The organism is Variovorax sp. J2L1-78, from assembly GCF_030317205.1.
GTDB classification, from domain to species: domain Bacteria; phylum Pseudomonadota; class Gammaproteobacteria; order Burkholderiales; family Burkholderiaceae_C; genus Variovorax; species Variovorax arabinosiphilus.
In genome coordinates this window covers 240,506-259,217 of record NZ_JASZYB010000002.1, presented here as the reverse complement: position 1 = coordinate 259,217, position 18,712 = coordinate 240,506, and the positions used below count along the sequence as shown (strand labels likewise).

The 18,712-nt window shown below is 68.7% G+C and carries 17 protein-coding genes; 11 read left to right on the top strand and 6 right to left on the bottom strand.

From position 1 onward, the window contains the following. Positions 1-16: 16 nt before the first annotated feature. The gene (locus tag QTH86_RS15070) at positions 17-1,060 is read right to left on the bottom strand and encodes a type IV pilus twitching motility protein PilT (protein WP_286647022.1); all 1,044 of its coding nucleotides are present in this window, start codon (positions 1,058-1,060) and stop codon (positions 17-19) included. A gap of 39 nt (positions 1,061-1,099) precedes the next feature. On the opposite strand from QTH86_RS15070, the gene QTH86_RS15065 reads away from it, so the two are divergent. Continuing rightward, entirely contained in the window at positions 1,100-1,786 is a 687-nt protein-coding gene (locus QTH86_RS15065) for a YggS family pyridoxal phosphate-dependent enzyme (protein ID WP_286647021.1), read from the top strand. On the opposite strand, the gene QTH86_RS15060 is transcribed toward QTH86_RS15065, so the two are convergent. Both QTH86_RS15060 and QTH86_RS15055 read right to left on the bottom strand, forming a co-directional pair. After that, positions 1,709-1,993: a tautomerase family protein gene (locus tag QTH86_RS15060; RefSeq protein WP_286647020.1), complete on the bottom strand. Its 285-nt coding sequence runs from the start codon at positions 1,991-1,993 to the stop codon at positions 1,709-1,711. The two genes, QTH86_RS15065 and QTH86_RS15060, sit on opposite strands and share 78 nt — an antisense overlap. Before the next feature lie 6 nt (positions 1,994-1,999). Then, positions 2,000-2,716, bottom strand: coding sequence for an SDR family NAD(P)-dependent oxidoreductase (locus QTH86_RS15055; protein ID WP_286647019.1), 717 nt, complete (start codon positions 2,714-2,716; stop codon positions 2,000-2,002). A gap of 150 nt (positions 2,717-2,866) precedes the next feature. Between QTH86_RS15055 and QTH86_RS15050 the strand changes: the two genes are divergently transcribed. After that, positions 2,867-3,778, top strand: coding sequence for a LysR family transcriptional regulator (locus tag QTH86_RS15050; RefSeq protein ID WP_286647018.1), 912 nt, complete (start codon positions 2,867-2,869; stop codon positions 3,776-3,778). A gap of 2 nt (positions 3,779-3,780) precedes the next feature. On the opposite strand, the gene QTH86_RS15045 is transcribed toward QTH86_RS15050, so the two are convergent. Continuing rightward, a complete protein-coding gene (locus QTH86_RS15045; protein ID WP_286647017.1) occupies positions 3,781-4,260 on the bottom strand; it encodes an Lrp/AsnC ligand binding domain-containing protein in 480 nt (159 codons plus the stop codon). A gap of 94 nt (positions 4,261-4,354) precedes the next feature. Between QTH86_RS15045 and QTH86_RS15040 the strand changes: the two genes are divergently transcribed. The 7 genes from QTH86_RS15040 to QTH86_RS15010 all read left to right on the top strand — a co-directional run bounded on the left by QTH86_RS15040 (position 4,355) and on the right by QTH86_RS15010 (position 15,139). Next, positions 4,355-7,306, top strand: a complete 2,952-nt coding sequence (locus QTH86_RS15040; protein WP_286647016.1) for an L-glutamate gamma-semialdehyde dehydrogenase — start codon at positions 4,355-4,357, stop codon at positions 7,304-7,306. A 196-nt stretch (positions 7,307-7,502) separates the two neighbouring features. Beyond that, positions 7,503-8,942, top strand: coding sequence for an FAD-binding oxidoreductase (locus QTH86_RS15035; protein WP_286647015.1), 1,440 nt, complete (start codon positions 7,503-7,505; stop codon positions 8,940-8,942). Positions 8,943-9,001: 59 nt separating this feature from the next. Beyond that, positions 9,002-10,087 (top strand): ABC transporter substrate-binding protein, encoded by a 1,086-nt coding sequence (locus tag QTH86_RS15030; RefSeq protein WP_286647014.1) that lies wholly within the window; start codon positions 9,002-9,004, stop codon positions 10,085-10,087. Positions 10,088-10,121: 34 nt separating this feature from the next. Further along, complete coding sequence (locus tag QTH86_RS15025) at positions 10,122-11,210, top strand: ABC transporter ATP-binding protein (RefSeq protein ID WP_286647013.1); 1,089 nt, start codon at positions 10,122-10,124, stop codon at positions 11,208-11,210. Positions 11,211-11,301: 91 nt separating this feature from the next. After that, the gene (locus QTH86_RS15020; protein ID WP_286647671.1) at positions 11,302-13,011 is read left to right on the top strand and encodes an ABC transporter permease subunit; all 1,710 of its coding nucleotides are present in this window, start codon (positions 11,302-11,304) and stop codon (positions 13,009-13,011) included. 53 nt (positions 13,012-13,064) lie between these two features. Next, the gene (gene dapA / locus QTH86_RS15015) at positions 13,065-13,967 is read left to right on the top strand and encodes a 4-hydroxy-tetrahydrodipicolinate synthase (protein WP_286647012.1); all 903 of its coding nucleotides are present in this window, start codon (positions 13,065-13,067) and stop codon (positions 13,965-13,967) included. 11 nt (positions 13,968-13,978) lie between these two features. Then, complete coding sequence (locus QTH86_RS15010) at positions 13,979-15,139, top strand: alpha-hydroxy acid oxidase (RefSeq protein WP_286647011.1); 1,161 nt, start codon at positions 13,979-13,981, stop codon at positions 15,137-15,139. 11 nt (positions 15,140-15,150) lie between these two features. On the opposite strand, the gene QTH86_RS15005 is transcribed toward QTH86_RS15010, so the two are convergent. Continuing rightward, positions 15,151-16,011, bottom strand: coding sequence for an IclR family transcriptional regulator (locus QTH86_RS15005; protein WP_286647010.1), 861 nt, complete (start codon positions 16,009-16,011; stop codon positions 15,151-15,153). Between the two features lie 192 nt (positions 16,012-16,203). Between QTH86_RS15005 and QTH86_RS15000 the strand changes: the two genes are divergently transcribed. Both QTH86_RS15000 and QTH86_RS14995 read left to right on the top strand, forming a co-directional pair. Next, entirely contained in the window at positions 16,204-17,478 is a 1,275-nt protein-coding gene (locus tag QTH86_RS15000) for a Glu/Leu/Phe/Val family dehydrogenase (RefSeq protein ID WP_286647009.1), read from the top strand. A gap of 78 nt (positions 17,479-17,556) precedes the next feature. Next, entirely contained in the window at positions 17,557-18,255 is a 699-nt protein-coding gene (locus tag QTH86_RS14995; RefSeq protein WP_286647008.1) for a DUF2242 domain-containing protein, read from the top strand. Between the two features lie 15 nt (positions 18,256-18,270). Here the strand turns inward: QTH86_RS14995 and QTH86_RS14990 are convergent, their stop codons facing one another. Beyond that, positions 18,271-18,672 carry a response regulator transcription factor gene (locus QTH86_RS14990; RefSeq protein ID WP_286647007.1) on the bottom strand — a complete coding sequence of 134 codons (402 nt, stop codon included), beginning with the start codon at positions 18,670-18,672 and terminating at the stop codon, positions 18,271-18,273. Positions 18,673-18,712: the final 40 nt, after the last annotated feature.

Sequence of the window (18,712 nt, the reverse complement as noted above, 5' to 3'; positions counted from 1 at the left end):
GGTGGCGCGCAGCGCGTCAGCCTGGGAAGTTTTCGGGGGTCTTGGCCTTGCCGCGGGCTTCGGCGGCGCTGATGACGCCGCGGCGCACCAAGTCTGTCAGATTCTGGTCGAGCGTCTGCATGCCCTGGCCGCTGCCGGTCTGGATCGAGGAATACATCTGCGCCACCTTGCCCTCGCGGATCAGGTTCCGGATGGCCGAGGTGCCCAGCATGATCTCGTGCGCCGCCACGCGGCCCTGGCCGTCCTTGGTCTTGCACAGCGTCTGCGAGATCACGGCCTGCAGCGACTCCGACAGCATTGCGCGGATCATTTCCTTCTCTTCGCCCGGGAACACGTCGATGATCCGGTCGATGGTCTTGGCGGCCGACGAGGTGTGCAGCGTGCCGAACACCAGGTGGCCGGTTTCGGCGGCGGTCATCGCCAGGCGGATGGTCTCCAGGTCGCGCATTTCGCCCACCAGGATCGCGTCCGGGTCCTCGCGCAGGGCGGAGCGCAGCGCGTTGGCGAAGCTCAGCGTCATCGGGCCGACTTCGCGCTGGTTGATCAGGCACTTCTTGGACTCGTGCACGAACTCGATCGGGTCTTCGACCGTCAGGATGTGGCCGTACTCGGTCTCGTTGAGGTAGTTCACCATCGCCGCCAGCGTGGTCGACTTGCCCGAGCCCGTGGGGCCGGTCACCAGCACCAGGCCGCGCGGCTTGAGCGCCAGGTCGCCGAAGATCTTGGGCGCGTTGAGCTGCTCGAGCGTGAGGATCTTCGACGGAATCGTCCGGAACACCGCCGCCGCGCCGCGCGCCTGGTTGAAGGCGTTCACGCGGAAGCGCGCCAGGCCGTCGATCTCGAAGGAGAAGTCGACCTCCAGGAATTCTTCGTAGTGCTTGCGGTGCGTGTCGCTCATGATGTCGTACACCATGGCGTGCACCGCCTTGTGGTCGAGCGCATCGACGTTGATGCGCCGCACGTCGCCGTGCACCCGGATCATGGGCGGCAGCCCCGACGAGAGGTGCAGGTCGGAGGCTTTGTTCTTGACGCTGAATGCCAGCAGTTGGGTGATGTCCACGAAGACCCTCGGTGACGTTTTGATACGCTTTGGATGATTATGACGATGATTGCCGCCAACCTCCACCAAGTTCGATCACGGATCGTGACGGCATGTGCGGCCGCCGACCGCGACCCGGCCGGCGTGCAGCTGCTGGCCGTTTCCAAAACCTTCCCGGCCGAGGCGGTGCGCGAGGCCGTGGCCGCGGGCCAGACCGCCTTCGGCGAGAACTACGTGCAGGAGGGCGTGGCCAAGATCGAGGCCCTGGCCGACCTGCGTGCGCAGCTCGTGTGGCACTGCATCGGCCCTCTGCAAAGCAACAAGACGCGCGTGGTGGCCGAGCACTTCGACTGGGTCCACAGCATCGACCGGCTGAAGATCGCCGAGCGACTGTCGCAGCAGCGGCCCGACGGTCTGCCGCCGCTGCAGGTCTGCCTCCAGGTCAACGTCGACGGCGGCGCCAACAAGTCGGGCGTGTCGGTCGACGAGGCGCTGGCGCTGGCGCAGGCCGTGGCGTCGTTGCCACGGTTGCGGCTGCGCGGGCTGATGGCGATCCCCGAACCGGCCCCCGATTTCGACGCGCAGCGGACCTTGTTCCTGCGCGCAGCGGCCGTTTTCGAGGAAATCCGCGCGGCTGGCATCGCGCTCGACACCCTGTCGCTGGGGATGTCAGCCGATCTCGAAGCCGCGGTCGCCGCGGGCAGCACCCTGGTCCGCGTGGGCACGGCGATCTTCGGCCAGCGCTAGCGCCGCAGCCTGCTCTCGGCGCCATTCGACGACCGGACGGCCACCCACGCCCCAGTTGTCCAGATCCACTTCGTCGATCACGACGAAGGTGCTGGCCGGGTCCTTGTCGAGCACCCGCACCATCAGCTCCGTCGCGCCTGCGATCAGCTGCTTCTTCTGTGCCTGGGTCACGCCTTCGCGCGTGATCTCGATCTTGATGTAGGGCATGGCGGATCACCAGTGGCCGGCGGCCTGCCCGCCGTCGACGTGAAGGATCTCGCCCGTCACGAACTTGGCGTTCTCGAGGAACAGCACCGCGTCGACGATCTCCTCGACGTCGGCCATGCGGCCCAGCGGATGCAGGCCACTGAGCGTCGCGTGGGTTTCGGGCGGATGCATCGGCGTTTTGACGATGCCGGGCGCGACCGCATTCACGCGGATGCCGCGCGACGCGTACTCGATGGCGAGCGACTTGGTGGCGGCGTTCAGGCCGCCCTTGGTCAGCGACGCCAGGACCGACGGCACGCCGTTGATCGGCTGGTCGGCCAGGCTCGTCGTGATCTGGACGATGTGGCCCGACCCCTGTGCTTCCATCCGCTTCACGGCCAGTTGGCCGATGTGGAAGAAGCTCGCGAGGTTGGTGCCGATGTTCGCCGCCCAGTCCTCGCCCGTGAACGCGGTGAACGGCTTGGCCGTGAAGATGCCGGCGTTGTTGACCAGCGTGTCGATGCGGCCGAAGCGCGCCACGCCGTCGCTGAAGATCCGCTCGGCCGTGGCGCGCTCGGCGACGTCGCCCGCGATCGCGAGGATGTCCGGATCCGCGCTGGGGCCGATCGACCGCGAGTTGGCGACGACCCGGAAGCCGGCCTTGCGGTAGGCCTGGACGAGCGCTGCGCCGATGCCGCTGGAGGCGCCTGTGATGACGGCGACCTTGGAAGCGTTGGAAGTCATGAGGAAGGTCCTTTCAAGGGGATGACATGCAGACCGTGGCGGGTTGCTGGATCTGTTGGATCGACTTTATTGATGTTCTTTCATGGCTTAAAGTGGGCTTGTTGAACATCTATGAGTACATGATGTAATGAATAAGGCGAGCCACACCCCATGAACCGGCAGTTCGACGACGTCATGCTGGGCAGCATCGAGTTGTTCTGCCTCGCTGCAGAGCACGGCAGCTTCACGGCCGCAGCGACGACCGCCTCGGTCACGCCGGCGGCCGTCAGCCGTTCGGTCTCGCGGCTCGAGGAGCGGCTCGGCGTGCGGCTCTTCACGCGGACCACCCGGCAGATGCGCCTGACCGAGGCGGGGCGTGGGTACTTCGAGCAGTGCCGGCAGGCCCTGAACCAGCTGGTCGAAGCCGAGCGCGAAGTCACGGGCCACCAGGCCGCGCCCTCGGGCCTGCTGCGCATCAGCGCGCCGACCACCTATGGCCACTACCGCCTGCTGCCCCTGCTGCCGGCCTTCCGCGAGCGCCACCCCGACGTGAAGGTCGAGGTCAACGTCAGCAACCGCAACATCGACTTCGCGGAAGAGGGCTACGACCTCGCGATACGGGCGCGGGCGACGGGCGACTCCACGCTGGTGGCGCGGCATCTGGAAGACACGCCGCTGGTCGTGGTCGCCTCGCCCGACTACCTGCGGCGTCACGGAACGCCCGCGACCCTCGATGACCTACGGGCCCACGAGTGCGTCCAGTTCGAACTGCCCAGCAGCGGGCGCCCCATTCCGTGGCTGTTCCGCCAGGAGGGCCAGGACGTCGAACTGCAGACCACCGGCGGCTATGCGTGCTCGGACGACGTGGTCGCCGGCGCCACGCTGGCGCGCCACGGCGCGGGTGTGTTCCAGGCCTATCGCTTCGTGGTCGAGGAGGACCTGCGCACGGGTCGGCTGGTCGAGCTGCTGAAGGACTTCGGCGGGCGGTCGCGGCCCCACAGCCTGTTGTATCCGCACCGGCGCTTCGTGCCCTTGCGGGTGCGGGTGTTCGTCGACTATCTGCTCGGCCAGCGCCCCGCGTAGCCTCAGCCGGGCAGCGGAATCCGCGCGCTGCTCTTCACCTCTTCCATCACCGCGTAGGTCCGCGTCTCGCGCACGCCGGGCAACTGCCACAGCACGGTGCCCGCGAATTCGCGATACGCCGCCATGTCGGCCATGCGGGTCTTGAGCAGGTAGTCGAAGCCGCCGGCCACCATGTGGCATTCCATGATCTCGTCGCGTACCTGCACCGCCGCCTTGAAGGCGTCGAACACGTTGGGCGTCGTGCGGTCGAGCAGCACCTCGACGAAGACGGTGAATCCTCGCCCCAGCTTGTGCGGGTCGAGCCGCGCCTCGTAGCCCTGGATGTAGCCCTCGCGCGTGAGGCGCTGCACGCGCGCCAGCACGGCGGTGGGTGACAGCGCCACCATCTCGGCCAGCTTGAGGTTCGACAGGCGGCCGTCCTCCTGAAGAATCCTCAGGATTTTCATGTCGATGCGGTCGATGCCGGGTAATTCGCTGCTCATTGGCTTCAAATTATCCGGTGTATGGGGTGAATTTTGGTGAATAACTCGATGATGCCAGCGGCACGATCACAGCCATCCCTCCTGGAGTTCTTTCATGCGCCTGCCGATCCCGTACCGCCCCGAACCCGACGTCGTCGCCCACCGTCTCGCCGCCCTTGAAGGCGCACTCGACTGGCACCAGGCCGCGCTGCGCGCGGCGCCGTGGGTCCAGGCCGTGCGGAACAACCCGCCCCCTTTCTGGGCCATGGAAAGCCTGTTGCGCGAGTACCCGATCTCCAGCGCCGAAGGCTTGGCGCTGATGCGGCTGGCGGAGGCGCTGCTGCGCGTGCCCGACGCCGAGACCGCGATCGCGCTGACCGCCGACCAGCTCGGCCGCGCCGACTTCGACGGCGCGGCCGATTCCACGCTGGCGCGGCTGTCGTCCTCGGCCATCGCGCTGTCGAAGCGCTTCCTGCCGGAGAGCGACCATCCGCCGGGGCTGCTGGCGCGCCTGGGCTCGCGCACCGTGGTGGCCGCGACGCTGCGCGCGGTGCAGCTGCTGGGGCGCCAGTTCGTGCTCGGCCAGACGATCCGCGAAGCCATGGGCGAGGCGCGCAGCGCGCAGAAGAAGCAGCCGGCGCTCTGCTTCAGTTACGACATGCTGGGCGAGGGCGCCCGCACGGAGGCGGATGCGCAGCGCTACCTGCAGAGCTACGCCGACGCGATCCGCGCCATCGGCGCGCAGTCGGACGCCGCGCGCGCCCCCGAGCACAACGACGGCATCTCGATCAAGCTGAGTGCCCTGCACCCGCGCTACGAAGACGCGCAGCACGAGCGCGTGATGGGCGAGCTGGTGCCGCGCGTGTGGCAGCTGTGCGCGCTGGCCGCCGACGCCAACCTGAACCTCACGATCGATGCGGAGGAGGTCGACCGGCTCGAACTCTCGCTGGACGTCTTCGAGGCGCTGGCGGCGCGCATCGCTGCCGAGCGGCCGCAATGGCGCGGCTTCGGCCTGGCGATGCAGGCCTACCAGACACGCGCGCTCGAGCTCATCGACGAGGTGGTTGCCATCGCGCGCCGGCACGGTCTGCGCCTCATGTGCCGCCTGGTCAAGGGCGCCTACTGGGACGCCGAGATCAAGCGTGCGCAGGAGCTCGGCCTGCCGCACTACCCGGTGTTCACGCACAAGCACCACAGCGACGTGAGCTACCTCGCCTGCGCCCGCGCCATGCTGGCCGCGCCCGACGCGATCTACCCGCAATTCGCCACGCACAACGCGGGCACCATCGCGGCGATCTTGCAGATGGCTGGCGATCATTCCTTCGAACTCCAGCGTCTGCACGGCATGGGCGAGGGCGTCTACCGCGAAGTCATGAAGGCAACGACAGCCCATGTGCGGGTGTATGCGCCGGTCGGCCAGCACAAGGATCTGCTGGCGTATCTGGTGCGCAGGCTGCTGGAGAACGGCGCCAACTCCTCCTTCGTGAACCAGCTGGGCGACGACGAGGTGCCGGTCGACCAGTTGCTGGCGTCGCCGCTGCATGCGTCGCCGGTGTCGTCGTTGCCCCTGCCGCCACTGCTCTACGGGCCGGTGCCGGCGCGCCGCAACAGCGAAGGTCTCGACCTCGCCGTGGCCACGATGCGCGCGCCCTTGCTGGCGGCGCTGGCGAATACGTCCGTGCCGGTGGTACCGCTGTTCGACGTGTCGCGCGCCGAGCGGGCGGTGGCCCTGGCCCTGCACGCGCTGCCGGCATGGCGCGGCACGCCCGTCGCCCAGCGCGCGGCCCGGCTGCGCCACGCCGCCGATGCGTTGCAGGCGGACCTCCCCCGCTTCTGCGCGCTGCTGGTGAAAGAGGCCTTCAAGACCTGGGGCGACGCCGTGGCCGAGGTGCGCGAGGCCGTCGACTTCCTGCGCTATTACGCCGACGAGGCCGAGCGCATCATGCAGCCGGTGGCGCTGCCGGGACCGACCGGCGAATCGAACGAACTGCGGCTTGTCGCGCGCGGCCCCTGGGTCTGCATCAGCCCCTGGAACTTCCCGCTGGCGATCTTCATGGGCCAGGTCGCGGCCGCGCTCGCCACTGGCAACACGGTGCTGGCCAAGCCAGCCGAGCAGACGCCGGGCGTCGCGCTCGAAGCCGTCAAGCTGCTGCATGCGGCCGGCGTACCCGCCGATGCGCTGCAGCTGCTGCACGGCCCGGGCGAGACGGTGGGCGCCGCGCTGGTGGCCGCGCCCGGCGTCGCCGGTGTCGTGTTCACCGGCTCGACCCAGGTGGCGAAGATCATCCATCGCGCGCTGGCCGCGAAGGACGGTCCGATCGTCCCGCTCATTGCCGAGACCGGCGGCATCAACGCGATGGTGGTCGACTCCAGCGCGCTGCCCGAGCAGGTGGTCGATGCCGTCGTGCAGAGCGCCTTCCGCTCGGCCGGCCAGCGCTGTTCGGCGCTGCGCCTGCTGTGCGTGCACGAGGGCATCGCCGACGGCGTGATCGAGATGCTCGGCGGTGCGGTGGCCGAGCTGGCGGGTGGCGACCCGGCGCTGCTCGCGACCGACGTCGGCCCGCTGATCGACGCCGAGGCCTTCGACAACGTGGCGCGCGCGGTCGATGCGCTGGCCGCGCACGGGCGCCCGATCGTTGCGTCGCCGGTCGCGGTGCCGATGCAGAACTTCATCGCCCCGCAGGCCTTCGAGGTTCCGTCCATCGAGCATGTCCGCAACGAGATCTTCGGGCCGGTGCTGCAGATCGTGCGCTGGTCGGGCGACCCGGCCGCCGTGGTCGAGCGCATCAATGCGCTCGGCTATGGGCTCACCTTCGGCATCCAGACGCGCATCGACTCACGTGCACTCGCGATGGCCGCGCAGGCACACATCGGCAACGTCTACGTCAACCGCAACACCATCGGTGCCGTGGTCGGCGTGCAGCCCTTCGGCGGTGAAGGGCTCAGCGGCACCGGGCCGAAGGCGGGCGGGCCGCACTACCTCTACCGCTTCTGCGCCGAGCAGACGCTGACCATCAACACCGCGGCGGCCGGCGGCAATGCGGCGCTGCTGGCCGCCATGCACTGACGCATTTCCGCCGCACTGATCGATCTCATGGGCCCGGCCCTGTGGCGTTCTCGCCGCAGGCCGGGCTCAGTGCTTTCCCTGAGAATAATCTCATTGCAATTGAAGAGTGCACTATGCAATTCATTGGCATGGGGTTTGCGTACACTGGACAGACGCATTCGCGGGCCGTGCGGCCCTCACCCAAATGGTGCAAAAGATGACCTTGAACGAACAGCTGATCGCCCTTCTCGGCGCCGGTGCGGTTCTCACCACCGAAGACGACGTGGCCGGCTTCACCGAGGACTGGCGCGGCCGCTACCGAGGCACGGCAGCGTGCGTGGTGCAGCCCTCGAGCACGGCGCAGGTGGCCGCGGTCGTGCGCCTGTGCGTGGAACACGGCGTCCCGGTGCTTCCCCAAGGCGGCAACACCAGCCTCTGCGGTGGGGCGGTGCCCGGCACCGATGGCGCGGCGCCGGTCATCGTGAACCTCGCCCGCATGCGGCGCGTGCGCACGGTCGATGCAGCCAACAACTCGATGGAAGTCGAGGCCGGTTGCGTGCTGGCCGCCGTGCAGGAAGCCGCCGCCGCGCAGGGGCGCCTCTACCCGATCAGCCTGGGCGCCGAAGGCTCCTGCCAGATCGGCGGCACCATCGCGACCAATGCCGGCGGCACCGGCGTGCTGCGCTACGGCAACACGCGCGACAACGTGCTCGGCCTCGAAGTGGTGCTGCCCGACGGCACCGTCTGGGACGGGCTCTACACCCTGCGCAAGAACAACACCGGGCTGGACCTGAAGCACCTGTTCATCGGCGCCGAAGGCACGATGGGCATCGTCACGGCCGCCACGCTCAAGCTGCATCCGCTGCCGACCTCGCACGCCATCGCCTGGGTGGCGCCGCGTACGCCCGCCGCGGCCTTGCAGTTGCTGGGCCTGTTCCAGTCGGCCTGCGGCGCGAGCCTCTCGGCCTTCGAGATGATCGACGCGAACCAGCTGCGCATCGTGACCGAGCAGTTGCCCAGCCGGCGCAATCCGCTGTCGGCATTGCATCCGTGGCATGTGCTGATCGAACTGTCCGACACCGGTCCGGAGGACGCGCTGCAGGCCACGCTGGAGCAGGTGCTCGAACGCGCGGCGCAACAGGATCTGCTCCTCAACGGCGTGCTGGCGACGAGCGGCGCCCAGCGCGCAGCGATGTGGGAGATCCGGCACAGCGTGTCCGAGGCCAACAAGAAGGCCGGCGTGGGCCTGACCACCGACAGCGCCGTGCCCGTGTCGTCGGTGCCCGCGTTCATCGAGCGCGCCACCGCCGCCGTGCACGCCATCGTGCCCGGCCTGCCGATCGTCATCGTGGCGCACCTGGGCGACGGCAACGTGCACTTCATCCCCTTCTTCACTTTCGCCGAATGGGAGGCCGTGCCCGACCCCGAGGCGATGGCCCAGCGCATTCGCCACAGCGTGAACGACGTGGCGCACAGCCTGCACGGCACCTTCAGTGCGGAGCACGGCGTTGGCCGAACCCTGCTCAACGAGATGGCGCACTACAAGTCGCCCGTCGAGCTGGGCCTGATGCGTCGCATGAAGCAGGCGATCGATCCGCAGAACCTGTTCAACCCGGGCCGCCTGGTGCCCGACGCACCGCCCCCCCCGGCGCACTGATTTCCGTTCCCGTCCCGCGCTTCCATCTCGCCTCATTTCTTTCACCGAAGGAGTTCGCCATGCACACACTGCCCCCCAGCAAACCGTCCCGTCGCAACGCCCTGAAGGCGGCTGCCAGCGGCATCGTTGCCCTTGCCGCGCCCGCGATCTGGACGCCAGCGCGTGCGGCCAGCAAGCGCATCGTGGTGCGTGACGACGGCGGCATCTACAGCCAGGCCTACGCGGCCGCGTTCTACAAGCCCTTCACCGCGAAGACCGGCATCGAGGTTGTTCCGGTGCAGGCGAACGCCGAGCCCACCGCGCAGATCAAGAGCATGGTCGAGACCGGCAACTACACCTGGGACATGGCGAAGATCAGCCAGCCGGCCATCCTCATCCTGACCAGCGGCAGCAAGGTCTACCTCGAGAAGCACGGTGTCGAGTCCGACCCGAACGTCGCGAAAATCCCCGCGCAGTACATGTCGCCCTACGGCGTGGGCACCAACGTGTACAGCACCGTCCTGGCGTATCGCAACGCGGCGTTCAAGGGCCGCAAGGCGCCCAATTCGTGGGCCGACTTCTGGAACACCAAGGACTTCCCCGGCCGCCGCTCGCTGCGCAAGCACCCCTTCGACACCATCGAGGAAGCCCTGATGGCCGACGGCGTGGCGCCGGGCCAGGTCTACCCGGCCAACCTAGACCGCGCCTTCGCCAGCCTGGACAAGGTCAAGTCGAAGGTCGACGTGTGGTGGAACTCCGGCGCGCAGGTCGAGCAGATGCTGATGTCGAACGAGGTCGACATGGTCGCCACTTGGGTGTCGCGGCCGCAGCAGGCGATCGGCAAAGGCGCCGACGTCACGATCGTCTGGAACCAGAACCTCTGGGGTGTCGACAACTGGTCGATCCTCGCGGGCACGCCCAACGCCGACGCCTGCCGCGAGTTCATCCGCTTCGCGTCCGACCCGAAGCGCCAGGCGGTGCAGGCCGAGTTCTTCGCCGCCGGCTTCACGCAGCCCGAGGCCTTCAACTACGTGAAGCCCGAGATCGCGAAGAACAGCCCGACCAGCCCCGAGAACATGAAGAGCGGCGTGCAGATTAATGCGCGCTACTGGCTCGACAACCAGGCCGCCGTGATCGAACGCTTCAACGGCTGGGTGCTCGCCTGACCACTTCGCCCCGATCGCTTCCCGAACCCACACCATGCCTTCGTCCAATCTGACCATCTCCGGCCTGTGTAAGCGCTATGGCGACGTCACCGCCCTCGCGCCCACCGACCTGGAGGTCGCCAACGGCGAGTTCCTCACGCTGCTCGGGCCCTCGGGCTCCGGCAAGACGACGCTGCTGAGCCTGATCGCCGGGCTCTCGCAGCCCGACAGCGGGACGATGCTGATCAATGGCGTCGACGTGACCTACGGCGCGCCGTACGAGCGCGACATCGGCATGGTGTTCCAGAACTACGCGCTCTTCCCGCACATGACGGTGGAAGACAACATCGCCTTCCCGCTGAAGATGCGCGGCGTGAAGCCGACGCAGGCGCGCCAACAGGCGCGGGAGGCGCTGGAGATGGTGCGCCTGCCGCACGTGGCGCAGCGCTTTCCGAAGGAACTGTCGGGCGGCCAGCAGCAGCGCATCGCGCTGGCGCGCTGCATGGTCTACCGGCCGGCCATCATCCTGATGGACGAGCCGCTCGGCGCGCTCGACAAGAAGCTGCGCGACCACATGCAGATGGAGATCAAGCGCATCCACCGCGAGCTGGGCACGACCATCGTCTACGTCACGCACGACCAGGAAGAGGCGATGACGATGTCCGACCGCATCTGCCTGATGAATGGCGGCCAGATTGAGCAGCTGGGCACGCCGGCCGACCTGTACTTCCGCCCGCGCACGCTGTTCGTCGCCGACTTCCTCGGCGAGTCGAACCTGTTCGAGGCGACCGTCACCGGCACGAACGGCGACGGCCTGTCGCTGTCGCTCGACGGCGGCCGCGTGCAGGCCGGCGCCGCCGTGCACGGCACCGTGCCGGCACCGGGCCACAAGGTGCGGGTGCTGGTGCGTCCGCAGAACCTCGGCGTCAAGCGCGTCGAGCCCGATGCGCCCGCGCTGTCGGCGCAGGTGCTCGACGTGATGATCACCGGCAGCCTCACCAAGCTGTACCTGCAGGCGCCCTTCGCCGGCGAGACGCCGATCACCGTCGCCTTCCCGACCTCGCAGCAGAGCATCCGCTACCGCGTGGGCGAAACGCTCTCGCTGCACTGGCAGGCGGCCGACGCGGTCGCCATCGCGGAGTAGGCGCATGTCGTCGGCCGTTCATCCCGCCCACGTCCCAGCCAAGCGCCCCGCAGGCCATGCGCTGCGCCGCAACCTGCTGCTCGCGGCACCGATGCTGCTTCTGCTGCTGGCGCTGCTCGTCTACCCGGTGGCGCAACTGCTGCTGCTGAGCTTCTACAAAGACGGCGCGCTGAGCCTCGCGTCTTACCGGCAGCTTTTCGCGTCGTCGGTGTACGTCAACGTGCTGCTGATCACGCTGAAGATCTCGCTCTGGACCACCTTCTTCTCGGTGCTCGCCGGCTACCCGGTGGCCTACCTCATTTCGTCGCTGCCGCAGCAGAAGAAGGGGCGGCTGCTGTTCTGGGTGCTGCTGTCGTTCTGGAGCAGCTTCCTGGTGCGCGCCTTCGCCTGGATCGTGCTGCTGGGCCGCAACGGCGTGGTCAACCAACTGCTGCTGGCGCTGGGCATCGTCGATGCGCCGATGAGCCTGCTCTACAGCTTCGGCAGCACGCTCGTGGGCATGGTGCACGCGCTGATGCCGCTGGCCGTGCTCACGATGCTGTCGGTGATGGAGAACATCGACCGCAACCTGCCGCGCGCCGCGCTCACGCTGGGCGCACGGCCCGGCTCGGCGTTCTGGCGCGTGTACTTCCCGCTCTCGCTGCCCGGTGTGGCCGCGGCCGCCATCATGGTGTTCGTCACGGCGATCGGCTTCTTCATCTTCCCGGCGCTGCTGGGCGGCCGCCGCGAAACCATGATCACGCAGATCATCATCGACCAGGTGCAGCAGACGCTGAACTGGGGCTTCGCTGGCGCCGTGTCGGTGGCCCTGCTGATCGTGGTGCTGGCGGTCTTCGCGCTCTACGACCGGCTGCTGGGCCTGTCGACGATGACCGGCAGCGCGTCGGACCGCGCACGGCCGATGGCGGCCTCGGGCTGGTCGCACGCGGCCGGCGAGGCGATCCTCACTGCACTCGGCAAAGCCAGCGATGCACTCGCGCGCCTCATGCCGCACCGCCGCCGCCGTGCGCATGCCAGCGAGCCGGGCCAGTCGCGCGGCATGCTGATGGTGGTGTTGGTGCTGCTCGGCTTCCTCAGCATCCCGACGGTGCTGATGATCCCGCTGTCCTTCGCCGGCAACTCGGGCCTCAACTGGCCGCCGCGCGGTTTCTCGCTGCAGTGGTACGAGCAGATGTTCGCGTCGCCGCTGTGGATGCAGGCGCTCACGCGCTCGCTGGTCGTCGGTGCCGGCGCCGGTGTGCTGTCGATGCTCATCGGCACGCCGATGGCCTTCCTGCTGGCGCGCTCGCAGATGCGCGGCAAGTCGCTCCTGCTGGCCTTCGTGCTGTCGCCGATCATCGTGCCGCGCATGATCATCGCCGTCGGCATGTTCTATCTGTTCGCGAAGGTCGGGCTCGTCGGCACCTCGCTGGGCCTCATCCTCGGCCACACCGTCATCTCGGTGCCCTACGTGGTGATGACGATGATGGCCGTGCTGCGCAACTACGACACGCGGCTCGACCTGGCTGCGCAGAGCCTCGGTGCGCGCCCACTGCAGACGCTGCGCTACGTGACCTTCCCGATCCTGATGGCGGGCCTGTTGTCGTCCTTCCTGTTCGCCTTCGCGACCTCGTTCGACGAACTCACCATCTCGCTGTTCGCCTCGGGCGGCCTGAACTCGACGCTGCCCAAGCAGTTCTGGGACGAGGTCACGCTGCAGATCTCGCCGGTCATCGCCGCCGTGTCGACCTGTCTCTTCGTCTTCGTCGCCGTGCTCATCGGCGTGGCCGACCGGCTGCGGCGACGCAGCCTGGCCCGCTGAGCGCCACGACTGCACGCTCTCATTTCTCTCTCGATACTTCTCAAGGATCTCCCATGGACGCGACCCGTCTGCGCGGCGTACTGCCCGCCATCCCCACCCCCGTTCACGCCGACGACACCATCGACGTTGCGGCCACACGCACGCTGATCGCCTACCTGCTGAAGCAGGGCATCGACGGCCTGGTGCCGCTGGGCGGCACCGGCGAATACGGCGCGCTGTCGCGTGCCGAGCGCGCCAAGATGGCGGCGCTGTGCGTGGAGGCCGTGGGTGGCCGCGTGCCGGTGGTGCCGGGCGTGCTCGATCCGGGGTATCACGATGCGATGGCGTCGGGCCGCGCCTTCGCCGATGCCGGCGTCGATGCGCTGATGGTCGTGACGCCGTACTACACCAACCCCACCCAGGCGGGCGTGCGCGACTACTTCCTGCGCTTCGCCGATGAGTCGCCGCTGCCGATCCTGATCTACGAGATTCCGTACCGCACGCGCGTGGCGATCCAGCCCGAGGTGCTGCACGAGCTGTCGCGGCACGAACGGATCATCGGCATGAAGGCCTGCAACACCGACATGTACCACTTCCTGCGCGTGATGGCGGGCGTGGACCCGAGCTTTGCGGTGCTCAGTGGCGAGGACTCGCTGTTCCCCCTGCACCTCGCGGCCGGCGCACGCGGCGGCATCGTCGTGACCGCGACCATGCTGCCGCGGGCCTGGCGTGCGATCTACGAACTGGCCTTCGCCGGCCGCACGGCGGACGCCCTGGCCGCGCACCGCGAACTGATTCCGCTGATGGACATGGCTTTCGCCGAGACCAACCCGGGCCCGATGAAGTCGGTGATGGACCTGATCGGCGTCGACGCGCCGGGCATGCTCGCACCGCTGGTGCCGCCGGCCGCCGACCTCCAGGCGCGCTTGCGCGTCGAAGTCGCCCGGCAGCTCGCGCGCTCCGAAGACCTGGGCTGAGGGGCCGCCCCGTGCTGCCCGCCGTCAAGGACTACCGCGCGCTGGCGCGCCGGCGCCTGTCGCGCTTCGCCTTCGACTATCTCGACGGCGGCGCGGAGGATGGGCGCACGCTGCTGCGCAACCGCGCCGCGTACGAGCAACTGATCTTCCGGCCCCGCGTGCTGCAGGACGTGACCCGCATCGACCCCTCGGTGCAGGTGTTCGGCCAGACGCTCGCGATGCCGGCGGTGGTCGGACCGACAGGACTCAACGGCCTCTACTGGCCGCGCGCCGAAGAGGTGCTGGCCCGCGCCGCCCACGCGGCGGGCCTGCCCTTCGCGATGTCGACCGCGTCGACCTCGCTGCTCGAGAGCGTCCGTGAAGCGACCGATGGCGAGCTGTGGCTGCAGCTCTATGTCCAGCAGGACCGCCGCATCGCCGAAGACATGATGCGTCGGGCTCGGGCACTGGGCTTCTCGGCGCTCATGCTCACGGTGGACACCATGGTGCACGGCAAGCGCGACCATGACGTGCGCAACGGCTTCCGCATGCCGTTGCGCCTCACGCCGAAGCTGCTGCTCGACCTGGCCACGCACCCGCGCTGGTGCGCCCGGATGCTGCGCCAGGGCGGCTCGCCGCAACTGGTGAACCTCGCGCGCAGCGCGGGCGTGAAGGCGCAGCTGCAGGCGCAGGCCGCCGCCATGAGCCGGCAGATGGACATGTCGCTCGACTGGGGTGCAGTGGACTGGCTCAGGAAGCACTGGCCCGGTCCGGTGCTGCTCAAGGGCGTGCTGTCGGTGGAAGACGCGCGCACCGCGCGGCGCCATGGCGTCGACGGCGTGATCCTGTCCAACCACGGTGGCCGGCAGCTCGAGAGCGCGCCGAGCCCGCTGGAGATCCTGCCCGAGGTGGTCGACGCCGTCGGCACCGGACTCGACGTCTTCGTCGACAGCGGCATCCGCCGCGGCGGCGACATCGCCAAGGCACGGGCACTGGGTGCCAAGGCGGTGCTGTTGGGTCGGGCGCCGTTGTACGGCCTGGCGGCGCAGGGCCCGCAGGGCGTGGCCGACGTGCTGCAGATGTTGCGCGGCGAGTTCGAGATCACGCTGCGTCTGCTCGGCGTGCCGCGTGCGGCCGACCTCGACACCGACGCGCTGTCGGTCGACCACCGGGCGCGGCTCGCGCGGCTGTAGCCCGGGATGCGCTAGCCGGCGTACGCGCCGAATTTCGCCTTCGAGATCGAGGTCGCGGCCACCTGCACGTGGGGCGCCAATTCCTTCTCGACGCGCGCCACGGTCCAACGCGTGGTCGGTACCGAGATGTTGATCGCGGCCACGGCCATGCCGCGGTGGTCGGTGATCGGCGCGGCCACCGAGATGTCGCCCAGCACGTTCTCGTTGGCCATGACCGCATAGCCCTTCTCGGCCATCGACTGCACCCGCGCCAGCAGCCGCTGGGGATCGATCTCGGTGAACGGCGTGATCTGCGTCAGTGGCGTGCGCTCCAGGATCGCCACCCGCTCCTCGTGCGAGAAGCGCGTGAGGATCGCGTTGCCCGACGCGGTGAAATAGGCCGGCAGCCGCGCACCCACGTTGAAATCGATGTTCACCAGATGCTGGCCGTGGAAGCGCGCCACGAACACGATGTCGATGCCGTCGAGTTCATGCAGGTTGGTCGTCTCGCCCAGCGTGCGGCTGATCTCCAGCAGATAGGGCGAGGCCTTGTCGATCAGCTCGTTGGCGCGCAGGTAGTTGTACGACAGCTGCAGCACCTTGGCGGTCAAGCCATAGTGCCGCGACTCCGGGATGCGGCGCAGGTAGCCCAGCTGTTCGAGCGTGTAGACCACGCGCTGCGTCGCGCTGCGGTCCAGGTCGGCGGCGCGCGCGATGTCGGCCAGCGTCATGTGGCGCTGCGAGCCGTTGAAGGCCTGCAGCACCTGGAACGATTTCTCGGTCGACCCGATGAACAGCGAGGACGTGCGGGGCGTCTTGGTGGCGGGTGCGGCGCTGGGGTCGTGGGAGTCGCTGGGATTGGGCGGCAATCGGGCGCCTGGCTTCGCTGGCATGTGGTGGTCCAAAGGTCCCGGGTTCGCGGTGCGTCCGCCAAGCCGCAGAGGGGGAAAAACGAGTTTAGCCGAGAGCGCCGGCCGGCGGTCCGTGACGACTTGTGCATAGAGGCGCCCGCGCGGCGCATAACCCTTGGCACGGCGCCGGACCGGGGCTATCGTCCGCCCAGTCCATCCAACGAGGGTCTTCCCATGAGCGAGAAACTGTCCTTTGTCCATCCCACGCCCAACAGCCCGTGGGGTACCTACCTGCAGCAGGTCGACCGCGTGGTGCCGTACCTGGGCGACCTGGCCAAGTGGGCCGAGACGCTCAAGCGGCCCAAGCGCGCGCTGATCGTCGACGTGCCGATCGAGATGGACGACGGCCGCATCGCGCATTACGAGGGCTACCGCGTGCAGCACAACATGAGCCGCGGCCCGGGCAAGGGCGGCGTGCGCTTCCATCCCGACGTGACGCTCGAAGAAGTGATGGCACTGTCGGCCTGGATGACGGTCAAGACCGCGGCGGTGAACCTGCCCTACGGCGGCGCCAAGGGCGGCATCCGCGTCGACCCGAAGAAGCTGTCGCTCAAAGAGCTGGAGAAGGTCACGCGCCGCTACACCAGCGAGATCGGCATCATCATCGGCCCGCACACCGACATCCCCGCGCCCGACGTGAACACCAACGGCCAGATCATGGCCTGGATGATGGACACCTATTCGATGAACGTCGGCGGCACGGCCACCGGCGTCGTCACCGGCAAGCCGCTGCACCTGGGCGGCTCGCTCGGCCGCGTCAAGGCCACCGGCCGCGGCGTGTTCGTCACCGGGCGCGAGGCGGCGCGCCGGTTGGGCCTCGACCTGCGCGGTGCACGCATCGCGGTGCAGGGCTTCGGCAACGTCGGTTCGGTCGCGGCCGAGCTCTTCGCCGAGGCGGGCGCGAAGATCGTCGCGGTGCAGGACCACACCGGCACGGTCGTCAATGAGAACGGGCTGGACCTCGAGAAGCTCATCCCGATCTCGCGCACGCCGGCCGGCGCGGCCGGCTTCGAGGGCGGCGACAAGGTGCCGAACGAGCAGTTCTGGGACGTCGCCTGCGACATCCTGATTCCTGCGGCGCTCGAAGGCCAGATCACGGCCGAGCGCGCCAAGAAGACCCATGCCAAGCTGGTGCTCGAAGGCGCCAACGGCCCGACCGTGCCCGAGGCCGACGACATCCTGGCCGAACGCGGCGTGCTGGTGGTGCCCGACGTGATCTGCAACGCCGGTGGCGTGACGGTGTCGTACTTCGAATGGGTGCAGGACTTCTCGTCCTTCTTCTGGGACGAGGACGAGATCAACGTGCGGCTCGACCGCATCATGATGAATGCGCTCAACCACATCTGGGACACGGCCGACAAGCACAAGATCACGCTGCGTACCGCCACCTACGCGGTGGCCTGCGAGCGCATCCTGATGGCGCGGCAGGAACGCGGCCTGTATCCCTGAACGCGCGGTCGCGGGAACATTGGGCGGCGCAGCGGCTCTGACCGCGGGCCGGCTTCCACCGGGTAGCATTCCACGCCGATGTCGCCTCACTCTTCCCGCTTTTCTTCCGGCCGCCTCGCGGCGGCCCTCGTCCTCCTGGTCCTGGCCGGCTGCGCCGGTACGTCCAAGCGCGTTGTCTACGACCCCGAGGAATTCGACTCGACCACCACCCACGCGCGCGGCTACGCCGCCACCGAGGCGCAGACCTGCGAGGCCGCGCGCCGGGCGCTGCTGAGCCAGGGCTACCTGATCACGGCCGCCAACCCCGACCTGGTGACCGGCCGCAAGAGCTTCCAGCCGGCCAGCGAGGTGCATGTCGAGGTCGAATTCCGGGTGGTCTGCGCACGCGACCAAGCGGCGGCGAAGGGCCAGCGCAAGAGCATCGCCTTCGTCACCGCCCTGCAGGACCGCTACGGCATCAAGAAGACGAACAACGCGGCCAGCGTAGGCGTGGGGGTCATCGGCTCGCTGTCGCTGCCGTTCTCGTCCAGCGACGACGCGATGGTGAAGGTGGCCAGCGAGACGCTCACCGACGAACGTTTCTACGACCGCTTCTACGCGCTGCTCGACCGCTACCTGGTGCCGGGCGCCGTCGACGAGAAGGTGGAAGAGCCCGCGCCCCCGGTGCCGGCGGTCACCACGCCGGTCGTGCCGCAGAGTGCCCCCGTCACGGTGCCGTTGAGCCCGCCCCCCGTGCCGGCCGGCACGCCGGTGGAGCCGAGCCCGAACCGCGGCTGAGCGCCGGCCCGGCGCTCAGCCAACCGGCCGCTCGATGCCCTGCAGGGCCGCCTGCAACTCGTCCACACCGAAGGGTTTCTGCAGCCAGACCGTGCCGGGGATCGGGTTCGCCGGGCGCGGCTGCCCGGTGGCGAAGATGACACGCAACTTGTGCTGCGCCTGCAGGATCTCGACCAGGTCCAGCCCGGAGAGGGCCGGCAGCCCGACGTCGGTCAGCAGGACATCGAAGGCACCGTCGAGGAAGCGGTCTCGTGCGACCTCGGCGCTTTTCACGCCCGCGACCCAATGGCCCAGCAGCTCCAGCATGTCGACCATGGCGGACAGCGTGGCCGGATCGTCCTCGACCACCAGGATCCGCAGGCCTGAAACGGCATCGGTGTCGGCCGGGGCGGAGGTGGGGGGCGCAGGAGGTTGCATGTCGCGGAGGGCTGGGAAAGGCCCACTTTACGCGCAGGCG

What these genes read in the sequence shown, in the direction of transcription:
- QTH86_RS15065 (WP_286647021.1), top strand. Translation starts at nt 1,100, where the DNA reads ATGACGATGATTGCCGCCAACCTCCACCAAGTTCGATCACGGATCGTG.
- QTH86_RS15060 (WP_286647020.1), bottom strand. Translation starts at nt 1,993, where the DNA reads ATGCCCTACATCAAGATCGAGATCACGCGCGAAGGCGTGACCCAGGCA.
- QTH86_RS15055 (WP_286647019.1), bottom strand. Translation starts at nt 2,716, where the DNA reads ATGACTTCCAACGCTTCCAAGGTCGCCGTCATCACAGGCGCCTCCAGC.
- QTH86_RS15050 (WP_286647018.1), top strand. Translation starts at nt 2,867, where the DNA reads ATGAACCGGCAGTTCGACGACGTCATGCTGGGCAGCATCGAGTTGTTC.
- QTH86_RS15045 (WP_286647017.1), bottom strand. Translation starts at nt 4,260, where the DNA reads ATGAGCAGCGAATTACCCGGCATCGACCGCATCGACATGAAAATCCTG.
- QTH86_RS15040 (WP_286647016.1), top strand. Translation starts at nt 4,355, where the DNA reads ATGCGCCTGCCGATCCCGTACCGCCCCGAACCCGACGTCGTCGCCCAC.
- QTH86_RS15035 (WP_286647015.1), top strand. Translation starts at nt 7,503, where the DNA reads ATGACCTTGAACGAACAGCTGATCGCCCTTCTCGGCGCCGGTGCGGTT.
- QTH86_RS15030 (WP_286647014.1), top strand. Translation starts at nt 9,002, where the DNA reads ATGCACACACTGCCCCCCAGCAAACCGTCCCGTCGCAACGCCCTGAAG.
- QTH86_RS15025 (WP_286647013.1), top strand. Translation starts at nt 10,122, where the DNA reads ATGCCTTCGTCCAATCTGACCATCTCCGGCCTGTGTAAGCGCTATGGC.
- QTH86_RS15020 (WP_286647671.1), top strand. Translation starts at nt 11,302, where the DNA reads ATGCTGCTTCTGCTGCTGGCGCTGCTCGTCTACCCGGTGGCGCAACTG.
- dapA (WP_286647012.1), top strand. Translation starts at nt 13,065, where the DNA reads ATGGACGCGACCCGTCTGCGCGGCGTACTGCCCGCCATCCCCACCCCC.
- QTH86_RS15005 (WP_286647010.1), bottom strand. Translation starts at nt 16,011, where the DNA reads ATGCCAGCGAAGCCAGGCGCCCGATTGCCGCCCAATCCCAGCGACTCC.
- QTH86_RS15000 (WP_286647009.1), top strand. Translation starts at nt 16,204, where the DNA reads ATGAGCGAGAAACTGTCCTTTGTCCATCCCACGCCCAACAGCCCGTGG.
- QTH86_RS14995 (WP_286647008.1), top strand. Translation starts at nt 17,557, where the DNA reads ATGTCGCCTCACTCTTCCCGCTTTTCTTCCGGCCGCCTCGCGGCGGCC.
- QTH86_RS14990 (WP_286647007.1), bottom strand. Translation starts at nt 18,672, where the DNA reads ATGCAACCTCCTGCGCCCCCCACCTCCGCCCCGGCCGACACCGATGCC.